Genomic DNA, 22,678 nt, shown 5'->3' with positions numbered 1-22,678 from the left:
GAGGACGATTCCATGACACGCATCGACAATGCCCGCGTGATCCGCGCTGCCCACGGCACTGAACTCTCAGCCAAGAGCTGGCTGACGGAAGCGCCCCTTCGCATGCTGATGAACAACCTCGACCCCGACGTGGCGGAGAAGCCGAGCGAACTCGTCGTCTATGGCGGCATCGGCCGCGCCGCACGCGACTGGGACAGCTTCGACCGCATCACGGCCGCCTTGAAGAACCTAGACGACGACGAGACATTGCTGGTGCAGTCGGGCAAGCCCGTCGGGGTCTTCCGGACTCATGCGGATGCGCCGCGCGTGCTGATCGCCAACTCCAACCTCGTTCCGCACTGGGCGAACTGGGACAAGTTTCACGAGCTCGACCGCAAGGGGCTCATGATGTACGGCCAAATGACCGCCGGATCATGGATCTATATCGGCACACAGGGCATCGTTCAGGGCACCTACGAAACCTTCGTCGAGGTGGGGCGGCAACATTACAACGGCGACTTCTCCGGGCGTTGGATCCTCACCGCGGGCTTAGGCGGCATGGGCGGGGCGCAGCCCCTCGCGGCCACCATGGCAGGGGCCTCTTGCCTGGCGGTCGAATGTCAGGCAAGCCGCATCGAGATGCGTCTGAAAACCCGCTATCTCGATTGCCGGGCGGACAGTCTCGACGAAGCACTCGCCATGATCGAGCAATCCTGCCGCGACAGGAAGCCTGTCTCCGTCGGGCTTCTCGGAAACGCGGCCGAGATCTTCCCCGAGATCTACCGCCGGGGTATCCGGCCGGACGTAGTGACGGACCAAACCTCGGCGCATGATCCCGTCAACGGCTATCTGCCGAAGGGCTGGTCGCTGGCCGATTGGGAGGCGAAGCGCGAGACCGACCCGAAGATGGTGGAGCACGCCGCCAAACGCTCGATGGCGGAGCACGTGCGCGCCATGCTGGACTTCCACAAGTCGGGTGTTCCGACTCTCGATTACGGCAACAATATCCGCCAGATAGCGAAGGAGGAAGGTGTCGAGGACGCCTTCACCTTCCCGGGTTTCGTTCCAGCCTATATCCGCCCTCTTTTCTGCCGCGGCATCGGACCGTTCCGTTGGGCGGCCCTCTCGGGTGACCCGGAGGACATCTACCGGACCGACGCCAAAGTGAAGGAGTTGTTGCCCGACAACAAGCATCTGCACAACTGGCTCGACATGGCGCGCGAGCGGATCAAGTTCCAGGGATTGCCGGCGCGCATTTGCTGGGTCGGCCTCGGCGACCGCCATCGCCTGGGCCTTGCCTTCAACGAGATGGTGGCCAAAGGGGAGCTGAAGGCCCCAGTCGTCATTGGCCGCGATCATCTCGATTCCGGCTCGGTCGCGAGTCCGAACCGGGAGACGGAGGCGATGAAGGATGGCTCGGATGCGGTGTCGGATTGGCCACTCCTGAATGCTCTTCTCAACTGCGCGTCCGGTGCTACCTGGGTATCGCTCCACCATGGCGGCGGCGTCGGGATGGGCTTTTCGCAGCATTCCGGCATGGTGATCGTCTGCGACGGCACGCCTGAGGCCGCCAAGCGCATCGAGAGAGTGCTGTGGAACGACCCCGCGACCGGTGTCATGCGGCACGCGGATGCGGGTTACGACATGGCCATCGATTGCGCCCGCGAGTTCAACCTCAACCTGCCGAGCCTGCGCTAGGGCGATCGTCTTATGAGCACCCGGGTGATCCGTTCCGGCGATCTCGTCAGGATTCCATGGAAAAATGGCGGCGGCACCACCGCGGAGCTTGCCGCCTTCCCCGAGGGGTCGGGTTTCGATGCTTTCGGGTGGCGTATCAGCATGGCGGACGTGGCCTCTGACGGCCCTTTCTCAACCTTTCCCAGGATCGATCGTACGCTGATCGTGCTGGAAGGAAACGGTATCGAACTGGATGTCGAGGGCGTGCCATACCGCCTCGAGGGAGCGCTCGCCAAGCTCTCCTTCGCAGGGGATGACGCCACCCTCGGCAAGCTCCTGTCTGGGGGAATCCGCGATCTGAACGTGATGACACGACGTGGCCGCTTCACCCATCGGACACGAACGGTGAGGAGCGGAGTGATGCTCCTGTCGGAAGATGCCTGCGCGGCTTTCGTTACCGCCGTGGAAGCATCGCTCGACGTGTTCGTAGGGGATGTCGTGCACTCGCTTCACCCCCTCGATACCCTCGTCCTCGATCCGGGATCGGAGATGATCCAGCTTTCCGGGACCGGTCAGTCGATTCTGGTCGAGATCGTGCCCGAAGATTCGGCAGGAGAGGGCGATCGCCACCCATGATGCGGAAACATGCAGCATGCCCTCATGTCTATACATTTGACATCGGAGTGCGAGCGTGGTGCCATTCCCGCCGCTCGCCCTGAGTCAGACGAGGCAACAGCAAAATCTTCCAGAGGGCGTCGTCGGATCAAGGTGGGATGAACAGATGGAGGCAGGAATGAAGGCGATAATCGGTGGGTTCGCGCTGTTGGCGCTGGCGGCAGGCTCCGCCTCCGCCCAGGAGACGAAGGTAGCAATCGGCATCTCGGGCTGGACAGGCTTTGCGCCTCTTACCCTCGCGAAGGAAGCCGGCATCTTCAAGAAGAACGGTCTCGACGTGACGATCAAGAAGGTCCCGCAGGCGAGCCGCCACCTCGCAATCCAGTCCGGCGACATCCAATGCGCAGCCACGACGGTGGAAACCTGGATCGTGTGGAACGCGAACGGCGTACCTACGAAGCAGATCTTCCAGCTCGACAAGAGCTATGGTGCCGACGGCATGGTCGTGCGCAACGACGTCAACTCGATCAAGGACATCAAGGGCAAAACGGTGGCGGCCTCGGCGCCCGGCACGTCGCCCTACTTTGCACTGGCATGGATGCTGAAGAAGAACGGCTTGTCGATGAAGGATGTCACCGTCGTCAACATGGAGCCTGGCCCGGCCGCACAGGCCTTCATCGCAGGTCAGAACGATGCTGCCATGACCTATGAACCGTATCTTTCTTCCGTACGTGCGGCGCCGCAAGCCGGTAAGATCATTGCCACCACTCTCGACTACCCGATGGTGATGGACACCTTCGGCTGCACCCCGAAGTTCCTCAGCGAGAATCCAAAGGCCGCCAAGGCTCTGGCCGATAGCTATTTCGAAGCCCTCGACATGATCGCCAAGGATCAGGCCAAGGCCTACGAGATCATGGGCGCCGACGTGAAGCAGACGGGTGAAGCGTTCGGTAAGTCCGCGCAGTTCCTGCGCTGGCAGGATCGGGAGGCCAACAAGAAGTTCTTCGAGGGCGAGTTCAAGATCTTCTCCAACGAGGCTGCCGACCTGCTGCTGGAGATCGGCGTCATCAAACAGAAGCCCGACATGGATGCCCTTGCCGACACCAGCTTCATCCAGTAACCGCGACGACTCGTCCGCGACGGCCCGCATGGGCGGGCCGTCGTCCTGATCTTTGCTCTACGTTGTCGGACCGGCCGCTGTAACAGCAGTCCGGGCGACGGAACTGACCTCTCATGCCTCGTCCTCTCGAACCTGTCGGCCAGGGCACACGGATCGTGCTCGGCGTCTCCTTCTTCGTCATCTTCGTCGCCGTCTGGGCGGTGGCGACGCTAGGCGGCTTCGTCTCAAGGACTTTCCTGGCCGATCCGATCACCATGATGCAGGATGGATGGCTGTTGCTCACTCGGTTCGGCTTTGCGGCGGATATCGCCGTTACGGTGTGGCGCGTGGTCGGGGGCTTCATCATGGCTGCGGTCATCGCCGTTCCCATTGGCTTGATGATGGGGGCCTACAAGCCATTTGAGGCATTTCTCGAACCCTTTGTCTCCTTCGCTCGCTATCTGCCGGCATCCGCCTTCGTGCCGCTTCTCATCCTGTGGGCAGGGATCGGCGAGCTCCAGAAGCTTCTCGTCATCTTCATCGGCTCCTTCTTCCAAATCATCCTCATGATTGCCGTCGCTGTCGGCAATACCCGCCGCGACCTGGTGGAAGCCGCTTACACGCTGGGATCCACCGACATGGGAATCGTCAAGCGCGTCCTGCTTCCGGCCAATGCACCCGAGATCGCCGAAATTCTGAGACTCGTTCTCGGTTGGGCCTGGACCTACGTGATTGTGGCGGAGTTGATCGGCTCATCCTCCGGCATCGGCCATATGATCATCGACAGCCAAGCCCTGATGGCGACGGGGCAGATGATCTTCGGCATCATCGTGATCGGCGTCATCGGCCTGATTTCCGATTTCCTGTTCAAGGGCCTCAACCGGGCGCTCTTTCCGTGGCGGCTCGCATGACCGATACGATCCTGAGCATCGAGAGCGTATCGCGCGTCTTCCCTGGTGTGCGGGGCGGCGCTCCTGTTCGAGCACTAGAGCCGACCAGCCTGAATGTCGCCCGCAACGACTTCATCACCATTCTCGGGCCGTCCGGTTGCGGCAAGTCCACCCTCCTGCGCATCGTGGCCGGCCTTGATCGCCCGAGCGCGGGCCGCGTTCTCCTGGAGGGCCGCGAGATCACCGGGCCAGGCGCCGACCGCGGCATGGTCTTCCAGTCCTACACCCTGTTCCCATGGCTGACGATCGCCGAGAACATTGCCTATGGGCTTCGTGAGAAGGGGATCCCCAAATCCGAGCGGCAGGATATTGTAGCCTCCTATACCGAAAAGGTGGGCCTTCGCGGTTTCGAGAACCATTATCCCAAGCAACTTTCAGGCGGAATGCAGCAGCGTACGGCCATTGCCAGAGCCTTGGCGAACGACCCCGCCATCCTGCTCCTCGATGAGCCGTTTGGGGCGCTGGACAACCAAACCCGCGCCCTGATGCAGGAGCTGCTGCTCGGCATATGGGAGCGGGAGCGAAAGACTGTTCTCTTCGTAACCCACGATATCGAGGAGGCGATCTTTCTCGCCTCACGGGTGGTTGTAATGACCGCCCGTCCGGGCCGGATCAAGGCCGATATACCGGTCGACCTGCCTCACCCTCGTCATTATCGCATGAAGACGAGTCCTGAGTTCTCTAATCTTAAGGCCCAGCTGACGGAGGAGATCCGCGCAGAGGCCCTGCAGGCCGACGGAGTACATTAGGTCCGCCGCCCTTCGCGGTGAGAGTGTGCGGCCTACCGGACATACGACAGTGCAATGTGCCTGTTTCGATTGAAAGCCCCGCCAGACCTCCTGTAGCATGCAGGATGGTTGCCGCAGGATGAAAAGCGCGGTTTGGAGGACGAGATGGTCTCGATTGCATTAGTATCCGTGCTTGGCCCCGACAGGGTCGGACTGGTTGCTGCGATTGCGGATCACCTGTTCGGCGCAGGCGTGAACCTGCGCGACACGGCTTTCGCGGCCCTTGGATCAGGCGCGGAGTTCGTGGCCGTTTGCGAGCTGCCGGAAGGGGTGACGGCGCAGGAACTCGAAACCGGCCTGAAGCAGGTTCCTGAACTTGAGGGAGCCGAAATTCGCGCTGTACCTTACGCCTTCGATCCTAGCCCAGGGCCAACCGGCAACGTATCTCATCGGATCACTATCAGCGGGGGTGACCAGCTCGGTTTGGTGGCTCGCCTGTCCGAGGTGTTCAAGCAGTATGAGGCCAACATCGTCCGGCTCGAAGCACGTAAGCTCCCCGAGGAGAATGGAGGACTCTACGTGACGCGCTTTGCCGTATTCGTCCTGCCCGAACAGGCGGGTCTGTGCCTGGCGACTGTGCGCAACACCGCTGGGACCATGGGACTTGACTGCCAGATCGAGGAAAGCCTGCTGTAGCAGCAACCGGGGCATTCACTTCACTATAAGAGTACCTTTATACTCCCGCCGAGCCCCTAGAGAGCGGACTTTTTACTTGCGGATGACTCGAAGTGGTCGAACACGGCAGCCGCCACGCTTGGCAACCTGTCAAGTTCCGCCGTGGCGGCAATGACATATCCGCAGCGATTATCCAGCCAATAGAAGACGGGCGTATCCTCGATCCGTGCGGAACGAAGGTTTGTTTCAACGTGTTCTCCGGCTCTCATATAAACCGTCACTCGGACGCCTCGTCCATCACCATAGAGCAGCAAGGCAATGGCGTTGTCCTTTCGGTACGGGAGGATACGCCCGCCCAGGAAGTTCAGCCCGAACGCAGTCAGGTCCGGAACGGCGAAGGGAGCTCCCAATCTTCTCAGCAGCCAGCGGCGTAGCTGGGCATCCCCGGCCGTCAGGACGGCGCTGGGCTGGATGTCCGTCGAGAGAAAGCGATGTGCGGCAATCGCATCTCGTTTCAATCCATCCGCTTGGGCGGATAGGCCCAGAACGTCGATGCTGCGCATTCCGCCCAGGAACCACCCCAGCAGCAACCCGGTCGCTATGCAGAGGCAGATCACGGCCACCTGCCGATAACGCGCGAATCTTTGCTGCCGAACACCTGCAGCTATGGTGCCGATATGTAAGCGACGAGGAACAGGCTTCTCTGCAACCATGTCGAGAAGATCCTTGAGGTCTTGCCGATGACGGCAGTAGGACCCGATGCGACTGGCGGTCTTCGGATTTGTACGAAGATAAGCCTCTACGGCGGCACGCCGCTCCGGTTCGAGCCTGCGGTCGACATAGGCCTGCAGCTCGCCCTCCTCTATATGTCGTTCGGCAGTGCTCACTTGACGCTCCTCAACGTCTCTGCTTGCCCAGTCTCCAAGATCCGACGCAAACCTTCCCGGCCACGGCTCAGTCGAGACATGACCGTCCCGATCGGGATTCCCAGCACTTGCGCAGCTTCGGCATAGGACATCTCCTCGACGCCCACGAGCAGGAGAACGTCGCGCTGCTCAGCTGGCAACTGCGCGAGTCCGCTCAAAGCATCTCGCACTTCCAGGCGGCGCTCCTGCACTCCATCCCTGGAAGGTGGATCTTCCATGCATGTGAAATCGACCTGCGCCCCTCGCCGTGAGCAATATCGCACATGCGAAATGAAGACGTTGTGGAGGATCGCGAAGAGCCATGCGCGAAGGTTCTCGTCGGCTGCGCGAATATGCCATCGTCGGACCGCATGCTCCAGACAGTCCTGAACCAAGTCGTCGGCGAGATCGTTGTCGCGGGTGAGCGCAAAGGCATAGCGGCGCAGGGCCGGTATCTTGGGCTGAATCAGCGCCTCTATTTCATTCATGATCTGCTCGAAGGATCACCGCCATATGACGAGCCTTGTGGAATGGCCTGTTCACAGACGTCCTATACTGGGCCCATATTCCCGCTTCGATGATCGTTCATCGGCGGTAGCCATTTCGTAGCCACCTATACTCTGGAGCAGCAATTCGGCGGCAGCGATCATGAGGCGGCGAAAAGATGGTGTGGCAAAGGAATAAGCAAAAAGCCCAGGCGTCTATGAGCAGAAGGCCGTGCCGCCGCAATAAGCACGGTCGAAACACCACATGTGAGGAACGCCGCAAAACACTGGAACAAGCTCTATCCCTTCGTTCGAACCTGTCTGGTTCGGCGGGGACTTCTCTTTGCCAAATTCGCCTCGATCACGATTATGCGAGCAAATTTCAAAGAAAGATTTAGCACAACTTTCAGATAACTACATAAGACTGCGCCTTATACCTTATGTTTACTATCCAGGTTCCGCTAGTTCTTTTTAGATATTGAACAAATCTTCTAGCAGAATTCTTATGTCTGTGCGCCAGAGATTCGCATGAATTCTTGCTTCTGAACTCGAGGCGCGTGTTCATAACCATCACCCATCGGGAGTTTCAAAATGCGTGACTTGAGCATGGAAGAACTGGGCCACGTTTATGGGGCCGGCGGCAAGGGCTGTGGTCGCAAGCACAAGCACAAGAAAGGCAGCAAGAGCAGAAGCAAGAGCAAGAGCAAGAGCTACAGCCGCAGCAAGAGCAAAAAGTATCGCGCTATGCTCTGATCGTTGATCAGCACCGGCGCGGCGGTCCCCGCCGCGCCGACATCAACAGACTGATCATTCGACCATCGACGGCATTCCAACGACAAACCTGAGGGAGCAGGGCATGGATGCGCTTCCCGGCTGGGCCATTCCATCTGCGCAGGACGACGCGGTACAAGAGGAGCTTTGGCTCCTGGGTCAGCCGCCGCTGCATCAGTATCTTAGCTACATGCAGGATACCGTCATCGATGGGAGAAGCTTGCCGCGCTCGGCTCTCGTGGATGAATGGCGCAGGGCCAACGATTACTACTATGAGCTGGAGACCGGCGAGGCCGGCATCGCCGATCGCATCGAGATCCTCGACCTTCCATCTTCGCTGGAGCCTCTCGCCGACGCGCTGAGGGAAGACCCTTGCTACCGCCGCGCCTACGACGTTCTGCCGACCCGGCTGGCCATGGTCGAACTGCAGCACCTCGTCGTCGCGCAGCCACACGTGAACCTTACCCATGCCAACCGGCTGAGGGAGCACCTCTCGCCGAAGCCGTCCAACGATGAAGTATTCCGGTTCTGCCATCCCATAGATCGCCCGGGGCCCAATGTCGGGGTCCGGCGCATCGGAGATACACGCTTCTCTTTCACCTCGGAATCGTCTGACCTCCGTTTTCGCGAGGCCATTCTGCTCCGCGCCGACCAGATCGCCGGGGGCGTGCGCTTCGGCACCTCGGCCATGGTCGTTGGCCTCGTCGTGGGCTTCAGCTCCAATTTCCTGACGGCGATTCAGTCCGATAACCGCCTCGTCCTGCACAATGGCCACCACCGTGCTTTCGCCTTGCTCGCTCACGGAGTGACCCATGCTCCCTGCATCATCCAAACCGTAACGCGCCGGGATGAGCTCAACCTCATCGCCGGAAGCGATGTCCAGGAGGAGCCAGCCTTCTACTTCAAGTCGGCACGCCCTCCGCTCCTCAAGGACTTCCTCGACCCGAGGATCAGGAAGGTGCATCGCATCCCTTGCCCTCTTCAGATGATCGATGTGCGCTTCGAGGTACAGGACCACCAAGTTGCAGACTGATACGATCATCAACCCCAAGCAGACGGTGCCCTCGGAAGTCGAGCGCAGGGGAACGCCAGTTCCAGCCCCGGCCCAGCCCTTGTTCAGACCTGAGGTGATGGTGGAGCACCAGTCCCAGTGGCTCGGAACCGTGCTGTTGGAGCCGCGGATCACGCACTGGATGTTCGCTACTCTCGCACTGATCGCGACGGCGGCAGTGCTCGGGCTCCTGTTCTTTACCTCCTACACCCGGAAGGCCCGCATCAATGGGTGGCTGGTGCCCCAGCAGGGACTTGTGCGGGTCTTCGCGCCGCAGGGCGGCGTCATCACGCAGGTTCACGTGAAGGAGGGTACGGAGGTCAGAAAGGGCGCACCGCTTCTGGCCATTTCCACGGAGATGCAGAGCCTGACTGTAGGTGCGACACGACAGGAGGTGGTCGACCGTCTCACGAAGCGCAGGGACAGCATGGCCGAAGAAAAGACTGTCCAGGAGCGCCTCTTTTCTCAGCAGGCGGCTGATCTGATGCGCCGCATCGCGGCCCTGGAGGACGAGCAGAAGTACCTGGCGCAGGAGATGGACCTGCAACGATCGCGCATCCAGCTCAGCGAGAGGGTGGCCAAGAGGATGCGGGCCATGCGCGCCAAGGATATCGTCCCGGAGCCTCGCCTGGAGGAGGCCGAACGGGAACGAATCCAGGAAAACGCCAAGCTGCAAGGGCTGGAGCGGACTCAAGCCGCACTTCAGCGGGAGCATCTCCAGCTGACCGCCTCTTTGCGTGGAATCCCGCTCCGGCGCCTCACGCAGCTTGCCGAGATCGAACGCAACGTCGCTCTGTTGGAGCAGGAACTGGCGGAAGCGGAAGAGCGCCGGGAAATCGTGATTCTGGCACCTCAGGATGGCACCGTTACGGGGATGCAGGTCGAAAGCGGCGGCAGCGCCCAGCCCAGTGTTCCGCTCATGAATATCGTTCCGGCGGGCGCGACCTTGCAGGCGCAGCTCTTCAGTCCGAGTCGCGCCGTCGGCTTCCTGCGTGAAGGCCAGAGGGTGCATCTGCGTTACGAGGCTTTCCCTTATCAGAAGTTCGGGTTTCACCAAGGCGTCGTGGTTTCCGTATCGCGCTCCGCCATGAGCCCGGCGGAAATGACCCAGCAGCTTAGCGGACTGACGGCCCTCTATGGAACGAACGAGCCGGTCTACCGGGTCACGGTCGATCTCTCCCAGCAGAACGTCACTGCCTATGGCAAGTCGATGCCGCTGCAGCCGGGGATGCAACTCGAAGCGGACGTGCTTCTCGAAAGCCGCCGGCTGGTGGAGTGGATGCTTGAGCCCTTGTTCAGCATCAGTGGAAAGTGGGCCGGATGAGCGCCGCCGAACGCCTGAACCTCGGATGGGGACGACGAACCCCGATGCTTCTGCAGACGGAAGCTTCCGAATGCGGCCTTGCGAGCCTCGCGATGGTCGCCGGGTATTTCGGCTACGAGGCGGATCTGGCTGATCTGCGTCGGCGCTACGGCCTTTCGCTGAAAGGTGCGACACTCAAGGAGCTCGTCCGCATTGCCGATCAACTCGGCTTCGCCACTCGGCCGCTACGCCTCGACATGGAGGAGCTGCCAAAGCTCCGACTCCCCTGCATTCTGCACTGGGACCTGAACCACTTCGTCGTTCTGGTCAGCACCGGACGGTCGGGTGCCGTCATTCACGACCCGGCCATCGGCATTATCCGCATGAAGGAAGCGGAGCTTTCGCGCCATTTCACGGGCATTGCCCTTGAGCTGTACCCGACCGATCGGTTCGAGCCTGCCGCCGCCCCGCCAAGGGTTCGCCTCCGGAAGCTGCTCGGGCGCATGGTAGGGGTCAAGAGGGCCTTGTCTCATCAATTGTCGCTTGCATTGGCGATCGAGGTATTCGCGATGACCGGCCCCCTCTTTCTGGGCTGGGTTGTCGACCACGCGCTTGTCGCGGCAGACCGCGATCTCCTCCTCACTCTCGTCCTCGGATTTCTGCTTCTGCTGCTGTTGCAGACGACGATCACGGCGATGCGCAGCTGGATGCTGATGGGCCTGAGCGCCACGTTGAAGGTCCAGTCGCGGGCGAACCTGTTCTCCCATCTCATCAGTCTGTCCCCATCGTTCTTCGAGGCCCGACACCTGGGTGACGTGACATCGAGATTCCATTCTCAGGAGACGATCCTCGACGCGATCACCACCGAGCTGATCGAGGCGATCATGGACGGCCTAATGGTGGGCCTCACCCTCGCCATCATGCTGGTGATCGCACCGGGCATGACGGCAATCGTTCTCGCCGGAGCCGCCTTGTACGGCATTCTGCGCTGGGCCTTGTACACTCCGTTGCGCCAGGCCTCCATGGAAGCCATCGTTTGGGAGGCAAGGCTCGACACGCACTTCCTCGAAACCTTGCGCGGCATCCGCACGATCAAGCTCTTCAATGGCCAGGAAGACCGTCGCGCCCACTGGCTGAATCTTCTGGTCGAGACAACCAATCGAAATCTGACGGCGGAGAAGCTCAGGTTCCTCTTCCGGACCGGCAACATGCTGCTCATGGGGATCCTCAAGATCCTGATCATCTGGCTCGGTGCCAGACAGGTTTTGGACAACACTCTTTCCGTGGGCCTGCTTCTGGCCTTCATCGCCTATAAGGACCAATTCATCAGCCGCGTGAGCATTCTCATCGACCGGGCCGTAGACCTGAAGATGCTGCGTCTTCACGCAGAGCGCCTGGCTGACATCGCGCTCACGGAGCCGGAGACGCGCACCTCCCTCGTACCGGCACCAGGAGGTCAGCGCCCTCCGACCATCGAGCTGAGGAATGTCAGCTTCCGCTACAACGAACAGGATCCGTGGGTGCTCGACAACGTCAATCTTCGCATCGAGGCCCGGGAATCAGTCGCGATCGTAGGCCCGTCCGGAGGTGGCAAGTCGACGCTCCTGAAGCTGCTGGCCGGCCTGATCAAGCCCTGCCACGGCGAGATTTTGATTGACGGAGAGCCTCTCGCCCGAATCGGTCTGGAGAATTACCGAGCCATGATTGGCGTCGTCATGCAGGACGACCAACTCTTCGCCGGCTCCATTGCCGACAACATCAGCTTCTTCTCCGAGCAGCCTGATATCGATCGCATCATGCTTTGCGCCAAGCAGGCAGCCGTTCACGATGATATCGCGGCCATGCCCATGGGGTACGCTACGCTGATCGGCGACATGGGCACTGTTCTCTCCGGGGGCCAGAAGCAGCGTGTGGTGATCGCGCGTGCACTCTACCGCCAACCAGGCATTCTATTGCTTGACGAAGCCACGAGCCATCTGGACGTTGAGCGGGAAAAAACGGTGAATGCGGCTTTCAGGGCCATGGGGATCACGCGCATCGTCATTGCCCACCGGCCGGAGACCATCCGCATGTCGGGGCGCGTGATCGTTCTCGAACAGGGAAAGCTCCGTGCAGGAGCGCCATTCCAGCAACATCACGTCTACCAGGAGAACGCAATCCATGCACCGTACCTCCTGGAGGCCGCCCTCACCAACAAAAGGGACAAAAAGAGAAAGGAGAGAAGAGGACGAAGGAAAGCCGGCAGAATGCCACACGCCGCTCCAGCTCCAGACCGCGCTGAGACTGGGGGCAAGATAGCACGATGAGACCGGCGGCCTCCTCGCCGGTCCTGTTCTGACAAGAACTGTGTCAGAGCTCAAGCGCCAGGCAAGGCACCTCCCTCTCCCGCAGCTTTTCACAAGCGTCCTGCGCAGCCTTGCGATCCGTGAATCCGGCAAAACGGGCGCGAACGAAGGTCTTGTAAGGCTCCGTCACCGGTTCGACGCCCTCTAGAATATCGCCGTACTTGCTTTGCGCGGTCTTCAGCATCTCCACGGCCGCATCGCTGCTGGGAAGCGCACCGATCTGAATCGCATATCCGGAGCTGCGTGCAGCCGGTCCCGCGGCAGTCGGAGCACTCTTCTCCGCCATCGGAGTCGTGGTGGCCGTTGCCGCTGCCGTCACTACGGCGGGATCGGCGGAAGCCACCATCACCGGAGACCTCTTGACCGCCATGAGGATTTCCTGCGCATAGCCCTTTCCGGCTTGCGCCTTCGGCAGGTAGCGCGAGATGAGCGAGGCCATGTGCTGGTCTCGACTCTTAGCCGTTCGGCCGCCTAAGACCACGGCGACCACCTTGCGTCCTCCACGCCGCGCCGAAGTCACCAGGTTGAAGCCGGAGGCACGGATGTAGCCCGTCTTGATGCCGTCGACGCCCTTGATCTTCCCCACAAGCCGATTGTGGCTCCTGTAGGTCCGTCCCTGATAGGTGAAGGAGCGCGTCTTGAAATAAGCATAGTAACGCGGGAACCGGACCTGAAGCGCGGCGCCGAGGATCATCATGTCTCGTGCGGTGGTGACTTGCCCCGGGTCGGGAAGACCGGACGCATTGCGGAACTGAGTGTTGGCCATGCCGAGCTCGTGAGCGGTCCGGGTCATGCGCTCCGCAAAGGCTTTCTCGCTTCCTGCCAAGTTCTCTGCGATCACGACAGCCGCGTCGTTGGCCGAACGCGTCACGAGAGCCTTGATTGCATGCTCGACCGCGATGGTCCGCCCTGCACGCAACCCAAGCTTTGTCGGCACTTGCCCAGCCGCGTGGGCGGAGACCTTGAGAGGCGTGTTCAGCTTCACCCTACCCCTCTCCAGATCCTCGAACAGGACATAGAGCGTCATCATCTTGGTGAGCGACGCGGGATAACGTCGCTCGTCGGCGGCATCGGAGTAGAGCACCTTTCCGGACGTGATGTCCCAAACGATGGCGGCGTAGCGTGAATTGGCCAGCCCCTGAGCCGGAAGCAGGAGCAGGAAGAAAGCGAAAAGCCTAGCGAATACAGTCCGCGAGCGGACCATAATGGCGACGAGATGAATGAGAGACCGTTGCTGCAACGATAAGGCCCTGTTCAATTTCGAATTCGGGAATATCGGCGACTGCCTTGGGAGCAGGCTCGATTGGGTCGGTTAACACTGGGTAAAGGCTGGTGCGCTTTCGTCAAAGCCCTGAGGCCCCAGGCCGAGCGAGCGCACAAAAAACACATAAGTCACAGCACCATAGGCAGGTTGACCAAAGAACATGCGACTTCGCGCCCAGGCGAGACTTCCCATTCCTGTCCGAGCATGTTAGGAGTGCGGCACTCGAATGCTGCATTGCAGCATGATATCCCCGAGCATTAAGCGATCCGATGTAGGCTGATCCACCACATTCATATGTCTTGCCGCGCCCATTCGGGCCTGCGGCACGTATGGTGTTGATCGGCCCAATCCAGCTCGCTGCCGTGCGCCTCGCGCACCTATCTCCTTCTTCCCATTTCCAACTCTCGGCCTCCTTGGCCGGAGAGCGCCATGGAGTTTCCAGCCTATGTCTTTCGCTCGCCTCCGCTCCGAGTGGTTCGGCAACATTCGTGGCGACCTTCTCGCAGGTCTCGTCGTTGCCCTCGCCCTCATTCCCGAAGCCATCGCCTTCTCGATCATCGCCGGCGTCGACCCCAAGATCGGCCTCTACGCGTCGTTCTCCATTGCAGTCATCATCGCCTTCGTGGGCGGCCGCCCGGGCATGATCTCGGCCGCCACCGCAGCCACGGCCGTGCTGATGATCACACTGGTGAAGGAGCATGGGCTGCAATACCTGCTCTTTGCGACGATTCTGGCAGGAATCATCCAGGTCTTGGCGGGTCTTCTCCGCCTGGGTCATCTCATGCGCTTCGTATCGCGTTCCGTCATGACGGGCTTCGTCAACGCGCTGGCGATCCTGATCTTCATGGCCCAATTGCCTGAGTTGATCGGGGTCCCGTGGCTGACCTATGTGATGGTGGCAGGCGGGCTGGCCATCATCTACCTGTTTCCTCGCCTCACGAAGGCCATTCCTTCGCCGCTCGTCTGCATCGTTGTCCTCACTGCCATTTCACTGGCATTCGGATTGGATCTGCGCACCGTCGGCGACATGGGCGAATTGCCCTCGACCCTGCCCGTCTTTCTGCTGCCGAACGTGCCTCTGAATCTGGAGACGTTTCTGATCGTCCTGCCGTATTCGGCCGCCGTAGCCGCTGTCGGTCTTCTGGAATCCCTTATGACGGCCTCCATCGTCGATGAGCTTACCGATACGTCCAGCGACAAAAACCGGGAATGCATCGGCCAAGGCATCGCCAACTTCATCACCGGCTTCCTTGGCGGCATGGCAGGTTGCGCCATGATCGGCCAATCGGTCATCAACGTGAAATCCGGCGGGCGTGGGCGTCTCTCCACCTTCAGTGCCGGGATCTTCCTTCTCTTCCTGATCGTCGTTCTCGGCGACTGGGTCAGCATCATCCCCATGGCAGCCCTCGTGGCAATCATGATCATGGTGTCCATAGGGACTTTCAGCTGGACGTCGCTCAAGGATCTGGCCGTTCATCCGCGCCGATCCAGCATCGTCATGCTTGCGACCGTCGCCGGGGTTGTCTTCACCCATAACCTCGCCATCGGCGTCCTAATCGGTGTACTTCTGTCGGGCATCTTCTTCGCTTCCAAGGTGGCGCAGATCTTCCGCGTGACTTCGACCGTTTCCGAAGACGAGCTCGAGCGGACCTATATCGTCGAGGGGCAGGTCTTCTTTGCCTCGGCCGAGGACTTCACGGCCGCCTTCGATTTCAAGGAAGCGCTGGAGCGCGTCCGGATCGATGTGAGTCGCTCCCACATTTGGGATTTGTCCGGGGTGGCTGCACTCGATACGGTCGTCCTCAAGTTCCGCCGCGAAGGCACCGAGGTCGAGATCATCGGCCTCAATGAAGCGAGCGCGACGATCGTCGATAAGCTCGCCATTCATGATAAGCCCGGCGCCCTTGAGCGCCTGATGGGCCACTAAGGGAGAAATGCCATGACCAAGATACTCGCCTTCATCGACGGGTCCATCTACGCCCAGAGCGTCTGCGATCTTGCTGCCTGGGCGGCGAACCGGGTTTCAGGCTCAGTCGAGGTACTGCACGTCTTGGGCCGCCGTCAGGTCGCCAGCGCACCGGCGGATCTGAGTGGAAACCTGAACGTGGACGAGCGCGACGAGCTCCTGACGGAGTTGGCCGCCCTCGACGAGCAGAGGTCCAAACTTGCGCTCAGGCGCGGACGGCTCCTGCTCGACGAGGCCAAGGCGCGCCTGAAGGACGCCAACGTCAAGGAGGTATCCACCAAGCTCCGCAACGGCGATATCGTCGAGGCGGTCGGGGAATTCGAGGCGGATGCCGACCTCCTGATGATCGGCAAAAGAGGCGAGGCTGCCGATTTCGCCAAGGGACACCTCGGATCGAATCTGGAGCGGGTCGTTCGCGCCAGCCATAAGCCGATCCTGGTGGCCGCACGGGCTTTCCGCCCGATCAGCCGCTTCCTCATCGCTTATGACGGCGGCGCCAGCGCCAACAAGGCGGTGGAGCATGTGATCCGGGATCCTCTCCTCAGGGGCCTGGATTGCGAGATGCTCATGGTCGGCGCCCGGGAGGGCGAGCCTCGCTTCCATCTGGATGCCGCCGCAGGACGGCTGCGGGACGCCGGCTTCAAGGTTCAGTCGCACCTATTGCAGGGCAGCCCCGAGGAGGTGATTGGGGACAAGGTCGAGAAGGATGGGATCGACCTTCTCGTGATGGGAGCCTATGGCCACACCCGCATCCGCAATCTCGTCGTCGGCAGCACGACCACGGCCATGATCCAGCGCTGCAAGATCCCGGTGCTGCTCTTCAGGTAAGCTCCGAGGTTCCGGGAGACGAGCAACATCAGGTTTTCCGGTTCGTCTCCCTGAAACTGCGGACAGGAAGCGGCCGGCTCAGAGTTCGAGGATTCCGTAAGGGCGACCAGTCGGCTTCTCGATATGGGAGGCCACGTTGTAGACGGGCTGTCCTCCGGGTGTCCGGCCCTCGTACTTTCCGATATGGGCATGGCCGTGGACGACGGCGCTGACCTTGAAGCGGTCTATGATCTCGGCCAGACGAGACGATCCCAGGAACGGATAGATCTCCAGCGGCTCGCCTTCGATCGTCTCGGTGATCGGAGCATAGTGAAGCACGACCAGGGAGCGCTCGCTGCGCACGGCTCGCATGGCGTTCTCCAGGCGCAGGGCCTCATTGACCGTCTCCGAGACGAATTGCTTGTAGGCCGGCTCTCCGAAGGCTCCGAGCATCCGGCGGCCGAAGCCCCCGGCAAAGCCTTTCACGCCCACGAAACCGACTCCTCCGATCTCGACGGAACTGCCATCGAGAACGTGGACGCCCGCATCCCGGACGATCTGGGTCACCTTCTCGACTTGACCGCACTCATAGTCATGATTGCCGAGCACCGCCACCACTGGAATGGTGCAATACCTCAGATCCTCTACCAGGATCTCGGCCTCGCGCGGCTTGCCCAGATCCGTCAGATCACCCGCGAGCACCAGAACGTCCGCATTCTCTGAAATCTCGGAGAAGAGCTCTCGGTGAGGTGCTTTCTGGGTCTCCTTGATATGAAGATCCGCCATAGCCGCAACCTTCAGCGGGCCGTTCTTACCACTCATCAATATCTCCTCTCTTTCCGCATGCCTCCCTCCACCGCGAAGGCCGGTGGCCGGCACTCTGCCGTCGCGACCGGCGAGCCGGATACGGTCCTGCAGACCAGAGCAAGAGGCCGCTCCGACGACCTCAAATAGGGCTCGCTCGTTCTCACCCAAGATCACGGTGTGCGAGAAAACGGATCAATAGTTCCAAGCTCCCGCGACCCGCCTTCGCTCAGGAGGCGCCCGGAGGGGCAAAGAAACAAAGGATCTGCTTTGCGGGGTTTTCGCAGAGATGGAACTTGCCGTCCGGAGAGGGCTTGGCGGCATCCCGTGGGACGACCCGGCCGTCCCAGAGTTCCCAGCCGGCGATGGATTCCAGAACGGTTTCTCCATTCGCCTCGATCAGGGCGCGGCAATCCTTTTCGCTGCAGCAGGTTATTGGATACCAGTCGTGGGCATCCGTGACCGATACGCCGCTCCCCCAGAAGAAAGCGAACGCAATGGCAGATCTCGATATGCGTGCCACGTCACCCTCCCGAGCGATGCCCACGCTAACGTTGGGGCACCGTAAAGGTTCACAGGAGGATATCGACCTTCGTACCATTTCGCTCGGAACGAGCCGGACGTGACGAGAGTGACAGGGTAACAGCCATTCTGTAACCACAATTGCCGTAGACAGGCGCAACGGTCCGGAGGCAGCCCACGTGTCATTTTCTCTCATTTCTGCTCGCATCCGGGCAGCCTCGACGATTCTTGCCGACACCTTCACGAGCTTTTCTCGAAACGACGGGATGGCGCTTGCCAGTCACGTGGCCCTGTCGCTCGTGATCGCGCTCTTTCCGTTCCTGGTCTGCGTTGCTGGGCTCGCGGGTTTGCTCGGAGCAGGGCGTATCTCCGATCACATCATTCACCTTCTTTTCGATTTCTGGCCCAACGGCGTGGCTGGTCCCCTCGCCAAGGAGGCGAACAAGGTACTTCTCGCCCGCAGCAGCCTTTTGACCATCGGCGCCGGGCTGACCATCCTGGTGGCGGCGAATGGGGTCGAAAGCTTGAGCGTGGCCTTGGATCGCGCTTACGGGGTGCAGCGCTCGCGTCCCTGGTGGCTCAGACGAATGATCGGCGTTTCGTTCGTTCTGATCGGGGCGGGCGCTCTGGTCGCATCGGCGGTCCTGATCGTCCTGTGGCCTTCGATATGGCGAACGACCGCCTCCTACGTGACGGACCTGAAAGGCGTCAGGGTGACCTACGACACCATCCGTTTCAGCCTCGCCTCAGTTGTTCTGATCATAGGCCTCTTCGTGACCCATCTCTGGCTTCCCGATGAGCGCCCCCGCCTGCGCGATGTCGTCCCTGGCATCACCATGACCTTTCTCCTCTGGTTAGGAAGCGCTACGCTCTTCGGCGAGTACCTGGCGCGCTTCACGCACCTGAAGACAACCTATGGCGGTTTGGCCGGCATCCTGACGGCTCTGATCTTCCTGCAGTTATCCGCGGCCATCTTCATCCTTGGTGCGGAACTGAATGCGGCAATCGGGCGGCGGCGGAAGCGGAAGCCCGCTCTCACCCCGGTGAGCGGCGGCTTGGAAGACCTCGACGCGAGTTCAGTGGCTTGCTGATCCGGCCTCTCCGCCCGCGGCAAAGGCCCGCGCGGGCTCATGGGAAACCATTGCAGGCCTGATGAGGACCGGGACAGCCCTGATGACAAAGGCGGCTTGACACATCGCCAAGCGACTTCCTACACTTCTTGTTATATGACGTTATATGACCTCTCATCCTGATCGGCGGCCGGTTGAAAATCGGCCCTTATTGGGTGCTCAGGTCTTGAGGATCAGACCAGCTGACTTGGCACGACTGCCACATGGCAGAAAGCCTCGCCAGAATGGTCGGATGAAGGGAGTGCCGTCCGTGCTTGAAACAGCTCTTCGCAAACCGAAGTTGATCGACTCGGTCAATCCCGCCACAGGCAAAGTCATTGCGAGTTTCGAAGAGTACCAGCCCGATGATATCGAGCAGGCTCTCGAGGAGGCCTCACAGGCGCAGCGTGCGTGGGCACGCGTACCAGTCAGCGAGCGGGTCAGGCTCTTGACGAAGGCTGCCGAGGTTTTGCGTTCGAGGAAAGCGCACTACGCCAGCCTCATCACATCGGAAATGGGAAAGCCCATCCTCGAAGCCGAGGCCGAGGTCGAGAAATGCGCCTGGAACTGCGACTTCTACGCCGCACAGGCTGAGGGCTTCCTAGCTCCCGAGCAGGTTCCCAGCAATGCATCGGAGAGCATGGTCGTCTTTGATCCGTTGGGCGTCATTCTCGCAATCATGCCCTGGAACTATCCGTTTTGGCAGCTCTTCCGCTTCCTCGCCCCTGCCCTGGCGGCCGGGAACGGTGCGGTCCTGAAGCATGCCAGCAACGTGCCTCAATGCGCTCTGGCCATCGAAGAGGTGCTGCGGGACGCCGGCGCCCCCACGGGTCTCTTTCGTACGCTCATCGTCGGAGCCTCCGCAGTCGAGGGCCTCATCGAGGATCCACGCATCGCCGCGGTGACCCTTACGGGCTCCACCGAGGTCGGAAGTCTGGTCGCGAGCCAGGCAGGCCGGCAGATCAAGAAACAGGTGCTGGAACTCGGAGGATCGGATCCGTTCATCGTTCTCGCCGATGCCGATGTGGAAGCGGCAGCGGCGGTAGCGGTCCGAGCCCGCTTTCTGAACGTCGGACAGAGCTGCATCGCCGCAAAGCGCTTTATTGTCGAGGAGAGCGTGGCCGATGCCTTTGCCGCGGCCCTGTGCGCGAAAGTCGAGGCACTCGTCGTTGACGATCCCATGAGACGCGACTGCAATATCGGCCCCATGGCGAGGGCCAATTTGCGCGACGACCTGCACTCGCAGGTCGAGCGCTCTGTCGCAGCCGGAGCCGAACTGCTTACGGGCGGGCACCCCCTGGATCGACCCGGTTTCTATTATGCCCCGACGGTTCTCGACCGTGTTACCCCCGATATGGCAGCCTTCGTCGAGGAAACCTTCGGACCGGCCGCAGCGATCATTCGTGTGCGGAATGCGGAGGAGGCAGTCGAACTCGCCAACAGGACGGAGTTCGGCCTCGGCGCCGCCCTTTGGACGGGCGATCTTGAGCGGGCCCGGGTTCTTGCCCGCCGTATCGAGGCAGGCGCGGTGTTCATCAACGGCATGGTCGCGTCGGATCCGAGACTTCCCTTCGGCGGCATCAAGAAATCCGGATACGGACGCGAACTCGGGGTCTTCGGTATTCGCGAATTCACGAACATCAAGACGATCTGGATCGGCCCGGCGCAGGACGCGACCCGCGTGACCTTGTCCGAGTGATCGAAACGAAAGGGTGGAGACGAGGCATGAGTGAGTCGAAGGCAGCGGCTGGTGCGGTTTTGCGCCCTGCCGAAATCAAACCGGCCGACCGCGGAAGCGGGGCGCGGACCATCCCTCTCGTGACAAAGGGGATCGGCTCCACGAGCCTCCTGAATGGCATCACATCCTTCGAGCCGGGCGCGGCGATCCCTCTCCACAGCCATAACTGCGAGGAGAGCGTAATGATCCTCGAGGGCCGTGCCATCGCCGAGATCGATGGTATGGAATATGAGCTTGGTCCGCACGACACGACCTGGATTCCCTCCGACGTGCCGCACCGCTTCCGCAATGCATCCGACACGGAACCGATGCGTATCTTCTGGACCTATGCCTCGGTGGACGCGACGAGAACACTGGTCGCAACGGGAGAAACCCGTCCGGTTGCCTCCGAGCATGCCAAGAGAATTGCTCCATGAGCGCCATCACGGCCACAATCACCACCTCGGATCGGGTCCCCAGCGCCGCAATCCTGACCTTCATCGAGCAGGCGCTTCGGAAGGTTGGCCTTCCTGAAGCCGACGCCGCGAAGGTCGCCGAGCTCATGACCGAAGCCGATCTGACCGGGGCCGATGCCCACGGCATCTTTCGTCTGCCTCAATATGTGCAGCGCATCCAGGCTGGCGGCATCAATCCGAAGCCTGCAATCCGCGTCGAGCGGACAGCTCCCGCAACGGCCCTCGTCAACGGAGACAATGGCATGGGCCACCTCGTGATGTCCCGTGCCGCGGAGACTGCCATCGAGATCGCGCGGGAAAACGGTGTTGCCTGGGTCGGAGCGCATCACTCAAACCATGCAGGACCGGCAGCCCTTTATGCCACCATGCCCGTGGAGCACGGAATGATCGGGCTCTACTCCGCTGTTGCCAGCGCCAATCACATGGCGATCTGGGGCGGCGTCGAGGCTTTGTTGGGGACCAATCCGCTTGCGGTAGGCATTCCTGCGGGAGAAGAGCCTCCGGTCATTCTCGATATTGCGACGACGATGGTGTCCTACGGCACCATCAAGAACTATGCCCTCCAGGGAAAGAGCATTCCTGAAGGATGGATGATCAACCGCGCGGACGGAACTCCCCTGAAGGACCCCAAGCGCAGCAGCGAAGGGCTCCTCCTGCCCATCGGCGGGTACAAGGGCAGCGGACTTGCATTGATCCTGGGCCTTTTGGCCGGAACATTGAACGGAGCGGCCTTCGGGCGCGACGTGGTTGATTTCAACGCCGATGCGACCACGGAAACCAATACGGGCCACTTCATCGTCGCCATCGATGTCTCCCGCTTCACGCCGCTTGAAACGTTCAAGGCCGAGGTCGACCGTCATCTCAGGGATCTGCGCAATTCGGAGAGGCTGCCCGGCTTCGACGAGATCCGCATTCCGGGCGAGCAGCGAGTGGTTCGCTATGAGAGCCGCCAGCGGGACGGCGTCCCACTCTCTCCCGAGCTTCGCCAAAAGCTCGACGGCTTGGCGAACCAGCTTGGAATTTCCTCCCTCCAGGCTTAACCGTTCAGATTGTTCTCATTCATGACCGGCAAAGGCACGGGAGTCTTTGCCCAATAGGGAGGCCGTGATGATCCTCGAGATCGCGCAGATCGACGTAAAGCCAGGCATGGAGGCTGATTTCGAAGTCGGCGTAACCAAGGCGGCTCCGCTCTTTCAGCGGGCAAAGGGCTGCATCAGCATGGAGCTGCAGCGCTCCATCGAGAAGCCGAGCCGGTACCGCCTGTTTGTCCAGTGGGAGACCCTTGAGAACCACACGGTCGACTTCAGGAGCTCCGAAGACTTCCAGGAATGGCGTCGCCTCGTCAGCCATTGCTTTGAAAGCGCTCCCGAAGTCGAGCATACGCAGCAAGCCGTCAAAGGCTTCTGAGTTCAAGCACTGCTTATAACGAC

The 22,678-nt window shown here is 61.0% G+C and carries 22 protein-coding genes; 17 read left to right on the top strand and 5 right to left on the bottom strand.

Annotation, left to right across the window (positions count from 1 at the left end; translation table 11 throughout):
* Positions 1 to 12: 12 nt before the first annotated feature.
* From hutU to ACFOYU_RS03385, 6 genes are all read left to right on the top strand, one after another.
* The gene (hutU, locus tag ACFOYU_RS03410) at positions 13 to 1,677 is read left to right on the top strand and encodes a urocanate hydratase (RefSeq protein ID WP_377032404.1); all 1,665 of its coding nucleotides are present in this window, start codon (positions 13 to 15) and stop codon (positions 1,675 to 1,677) included.
* A gap of 24 nt (positions 1,678 to 1,701) precedes the next feature.
* On the top strand, positions 1,702 to 2,292 hold the full coding sequence (locus tag ACFOYU_RS03405) for a HutD family protein (protein WP_377032403.1): 591 nt from the start codon (positions 1,702 to 1,704) through the stop codon (positions 2,290 to 2,292).
* Between the two features lie 157 nt (positions 2,293 to 2,449).
* Positions 2,450 to 3,391, top strand: coding sequence for an ABC transporter substrate-binding protein (locus tag ACFOYU_RS03400; protein WP_377032402.1), 942 nt, complete (start codon positions 2,450 to 2,452; stop codon positions 3,389 to 3,391).
* Between the two features lie 113 nt (positions 3,392 to 3,504).
* Positions 3,505 to 4,281: an ABC transporter permease gene (locus ACFOYU_RS03395; RefSeq protein WP_377032401.1), complete on the top strand. Its 777-nt coding sequence runs from the start codon at positions 3,505 to 3,507 to the stop codon at positions 4,279 to 4,281.
* Positions 4,278 to 5,069 carry an ABC transporter ATP-binding protein gene (locus tag ACFOYU_RS03390; protein ID WP_377032400.1) on the top strand — a complete coding sequence of 264 codons (792 nt, stop codon included), beginning with the start codon at positions 4,278 to 4,280 and terminating at the stop codon, positions 5,067 to 5,069. The genes ACFOYU_RS03395 and ACFOYU_RS03390 overlap by 4 nt, the downstream gene beginning before the upstream one ends.
* A 144-nt stretch (positions 5,070 to 5,213) precedes the next feature.
* Positions 5,214 to 5,744: a glycine cleavage system protein R gene (locus tag ACFOYU_RS03385; protein ID WP_377032399.1), complete on the top strand. Its 531-nt coding sequence runs from the start codon at positions 5,214 to 5,216 to the stop codon at positions 5,742 to 5,744.
* Between the two features lie 56 nt (positions 5,745 to 5,800).
* On the opposite strand, the gene ACFOYU_RS03380 is transcribed toward ACFOYU_RS03385, so the two are convergent.
* Both ACFOYU_RS03380 and ACFOYU_RS03375 read right to left on the bottom strand, forming a co-directional pair.
* The gene (locus tag ACFOYU_RS03380; protein WP_377032398.1) at positions 5,801 to 6,610 is read right to left on the bottom strand and encodes an anti-sigma factor family protein; all 810 of its coding nucleotides are present in this window, start codon (positions 6,608 to 6,610) and stop codon (positions 5,801 to 5,803) included.
* Entirely contained in the window at positions 6,607 to 7,116 is a 510-nt protein-coding gene (locus ACFOYU_RS03375; RefSeq protein ID WP_226737225.1) for a sigma-70 family RNA polymerase sigma factor, read from the bottom strand. The genes ACFOYU_RS03380 and ACFOYU_RS03375 overlap by 4 nt, the downstream gene beginning before the upstream one ends.
* Before the next feature lie 588 nt (positions 7,117 to 7,704).
* Here ACFOYU_RS03375 and ACFOYU_RS03370 point away from each other — a divergent pair.
* From ACFOYU_RS03370 to ACFOYU_RS03355, 4 genes are all read left to right on the top strand, one after another.
* Positions 7,705 to 7,866 carry a hypothetical protein gene (locus ACFOYU_RS03370; protein WP_377032397.1) on the top strand — a complete coding sequence of 54 codons (162 nt, stop codon included), beginning with the start codon at positions 7,705 to 7,707 and terminating at the stop codon, positions 7,864 to 7,866.
* A 103-nt stretch (positions 7,867 to 7,969) separates the two neighbouring features.
* Positions 7,970 to 8,917, top strand: a complete 948-nt coding sequence (locus tag ACFOYU_RS03365) for a hypothetical protein (RefSeq protein WP_377032396.1) — start codon at positions 7,970 to 7,972, stop codon at positions 8,915 to 8,917.
* The gene (locus tag ACFOYU_RS03360) at positions 8,907 to 10,259 is read left to right on the top strand and encodes an HlyD family efflux transporter periplasmic adaptor subunit (protein ID WP_377032395.1); all 1,353 of its coding nucleotides are present in this window, start codon (positions 8,907 to 8,909) and stop codon (positions 10,257 to 10,259) included. Before ACFOYU_RS03365 ends, ACFOYU_RS03360 begins: the two co-directional genes overlap by 11 nt.
* Positions 10,256 to 12,544 carry a peptidase domain-containing ABC transporter gene (locus ACFOYU_RS03355; RefSeq protein ID WP_377032394.1) on the top strand — a complete coding sequence of 763 codons (2,289 nt, stop codon included), beginning with the start codon at positions 10,256 to 10,258 and terminating at the stop codon, positions 12,542 to 12,544. The genes ACFOYU_RS03360 and ACFOYU_RS03355 overlap by 4 nt, the downstream gene beginning before the upstream one ends.
* 43 nt (positions 12,545 to 12,587) lie before the next feature.
* On the opposite strand, the gene ACFOYU_RS03350 is transcribed toward ACFOYU_RS03355, so the two are convergent.
* Positions 12,588 to 13,823 carry a serine hydrolase gene (locus tag ACFOYU_RS03350; RefSeq protein WP_377032393.1) on the bottom strand — a complete coding sequence of 412 codons (1,236 nt, stop codon included), beginning with the start codon at positions 13,821 to 13,823 and terminating at the stop codon, positions 12,588 to 12,590.
* A gap of 469 nt (positions 13,824 to 14,292) precedes the next feature.
* On the opposite strand from ACFOYU_RS03350, the gene ACFOYU_RS03345 reads away from it, so the two are divergent.
* Together ACFOYU_RS03345 and ACFOYU_RS03340 are read left to right on the top strand one after the other, a co-directional pair.
* Positions 14,293 to 15,774: a SulP family inorganic anion transporter gene (locus tag ACFOYU_RS03345; RefSeq protein ID WP_377032392.1), complete on the top strand. Its 1,482-nt coding sequence runs from the start codon at positions 14,293 to 14,295 to the stop codon at positions 15,772 to 15,774.
* A 12-nt stretch (positions 15,775 to 15,786) separates the two neighbouring features.
* Entirely contained in the window at positions 15,787 to 16,641 is an 855-nt protein-coding gene (locus tag ACFOYU_RS03340; RefSeq protein ID WP_377032391.1) for a universal stress protein, read from the top strand.
* Between the two features lie 78 nt (positions 16,642 to 16,719).
* On the opposite strand, the gene ACFOYU_RS03335 is transcribed toward ACFOYU_RS03340, so the two are convergent.
* Together ACFOYU_RS03335 and ACFOYU_RS03330 are read right to left on the bottom strand one after the other, a co-directional pair.
* Positions 16,720 to 17,442, bottom strand: coding sequence for a metallophosphoesterase (locus ACFOYU_RS03335; protein WP_226737243.1), 723 nt, complete (start codon positions 17,440 to 17,442; stop codon positions 16,720 to 16,722).
* Between the two features lie 211 nt (positions 17,443 to 17,653).
* Complete coding sequence (locus ACFOYU_RS03330) at positions 17,654 to 17,947, bottom strand: hypothetical protein (protein WP_377032390.1); 294 nt, start codon at positions 17,945 to 17,947, stop codon at positions 17,654 to 17,656.
* A gap of 178 nt (positions 17,948 to 18,125) precedes the next feature.
* On the opposite strand from ACFOYU_RS03330, the gene ACFOYU_RS03325 reads away from it, so the two are divergent.
* The 5 genes from ACFOYU_RS03325 to ACFOYU_RS03305 all read left to right on the top strand — a co-directional run bounded on the left by ACFOYU_RS03325 (position 18,126) and on the right by ACFOYU_RS03305 (position 22,655).
* Positions 18,126 to 19,037: a YihY/virulence factor BrkB family protein gene (locus tag ACFOYU_RS03325; RefSeq protein WP_377032389.1), complete on the top strand. Its 912-nt coding sequence runs from the start codon at positions 18,126 to 18,128 to the stop codon at positions 19,035 to 19,037.
* 319 nt (positions 19,038 to 19,356) lie between these two features.
* Positions 19,357 to 20,754 carry an NAD-dependent succinate-semialdehyde dehydrogenase gene (locus tag ACFOYU_RS03320; protein WP_377032493.1) on the top strand — a complete coding sequence of 466 codons (1,398 nt, stop codon included), beginning with the start codon at positions 19,357 to 19,359 and terminating at the stop codon, positions 20,752 to 20,754.
* Between the two features lie 26 nt (positions 20,755 to 20,780).
* On the top strand, positions 20,781 to 21,209 hold the full coding sequence (locus tag ACFOYU_RS03315) for a cupin domain-containing protein (RefSeq protein WP_377032388.1): 429 nt from the start codon (positions 20,781 to 20,783) through the stop codon (positions 21,207 to 21,209).
* Positions 21,206 to 22,288 carry an Ldh family oxidoreductase gene (locus tag ACFOYU_RS03310; RefSeq protein WP_377032387.1) on the top strand — a complete coding sequence of 361 codons (1,083 nt, stop codon included), beginning with the start codon at positions 21,206 to 21,208 and terminating at the stop codon, positions 22,286 to 22,288. The genes ACFOYU_RS03315 and ACFOYU_RS03310 overlap by 4 nt, the downstream gene beginning before the upstream one ends.
* A 67-nt stretch (positions 22,289 to 22,355) precedes the next feature.
* Complete coding sequence (locus ACFOYU_RS03305) at positions 22,356 to 22,655, top strand: antibiotic biosynthesis monooxygenase family protein (RefSeq protein WP_377032386.1); 300 nt, start codon at positions 22,356 to 22,358, stop codon at positions 22,653 to 22,655.
* The last annotated feature ends 23 nt before the right edge of the window (positions 22,656 to 22,678 follow it).

The organism is Microvirga sp. GCM10011540 (assembly GCF_042650665.1).
Classification (GTDB): domain Bacteria; phylum Pseudomonadota; class Alphaproteobacteria; order Rhizobiales; family Beijerinckiaceae; genus Microvirga; species Microvirga lenta.
The sequence above is the reverse complement of the archived record's forward strand: the minus strand, read 5'-3'. Positions and strand labels throughout refer to the sequence as shown.

Coding starts and splice junctions, on each gene's coding strand:
- hutU (WP_377032404.1), top strand. CDS start 13: ATGACACGCATCGACAATGCCCGCGTGATCCGCGCTGCCCACGGCACT.
- ACFOYU_RS03400 (WP_377032402.1), top strand. CDS start 2,450: ATGAAGGCGATAATCGGTGGGTTCGCGCTGTTGGCGCTGGCGGCAGGC.
- ACFOYU_RS03395 (WP_377032401.1), top strand. CDS start 3,505: ATGCCTCGTCCTCTCGAACCTGTCGGCCAGGGCACACGGATCGTGCTC.
- ACFOYU_RS03390 (WP_377032400.1), top strand. CDS start 4,278: ATGACCGATACGATCCTGAGCATCGAGAGCGTATCGCGCGTCTTCCCT.
- ACFOYU_RS03385 (WP_377032399.1), top strand. CDS start 5,214: ATGGTCTCGATTGCATTAGTATCCGTGCTTGGCCCCGACAGGGTCGGA.
- ACFOYU_RS03375 (WP_226737225.1), bottom strand. CDS start 7,116: ATGAATGAAATAGAGGCGCTGATTCAGCCCAAGATACCGGCCCTGCGC.
- ACFOYU_RS03370 (WP_377032397.1), top strand. CDS start 7,705: ATGCGTGACTTGAGCATGGAAGAACTGGGCCACGTTTATGGGGCCGGC.
- ACFOYU_RS03365 (WP_377032396.1), top strand. CDS start 7,970: ATGGATGCGCTTCCCGGCTGGGCCATTCCATCTGCGCAGGACGACGCG.
- ACFOYU_RS03355 (WP_377032394.1), top strand. CDS start 10,256: ATGAGCGCCGCCGAACGCCTGAACCTCGGATGGGGACGACGAACCCCG.
- ACFOYU_RS03345 (WP_377032392.1), top strand. CDS start 14,293: ATGTCTTTCGCTCGCCTCCGCTCCGAGTGGTTCGGCAACATTCGTGGC.
- ACFOYU_RS03340 (WP_377032391.1), top strand. CDS start 15,787: ATGACCAAGATACTCGCCTTCATCGACGGGTCCATCTACGCCCAGAGC.
- ACFOYU_RS03335 (WP_226737243.1), bottom strand. CDS start 17,442: ATGAGTGGTAAGAACGGCCCGCTGAAGGTTGCGGCTATGGCGGATCTT.
- ACFOYU_RS03315 (WP_377032388.1), top strand. CDS start 20,781: ATGAGTGAGTCGAAGGCAGCGGCTGGTGCGGTTTTGCGCCCTGCCGAA.
- ACFOYU_RS03310 (WP_377032387.1), top strand. CDS start 21,206: ATGAGCGCCATCACGGCCACAATCACCACCTCGGATCGGGTCCCCAGC.
- ACFOYU_RS03305 (WP_377032386.1), top strand. CDS start 22,356: ATGATCCTCGAGATCGCGCAGATCGACGTAAAGCCAGGCATGGAGGCT.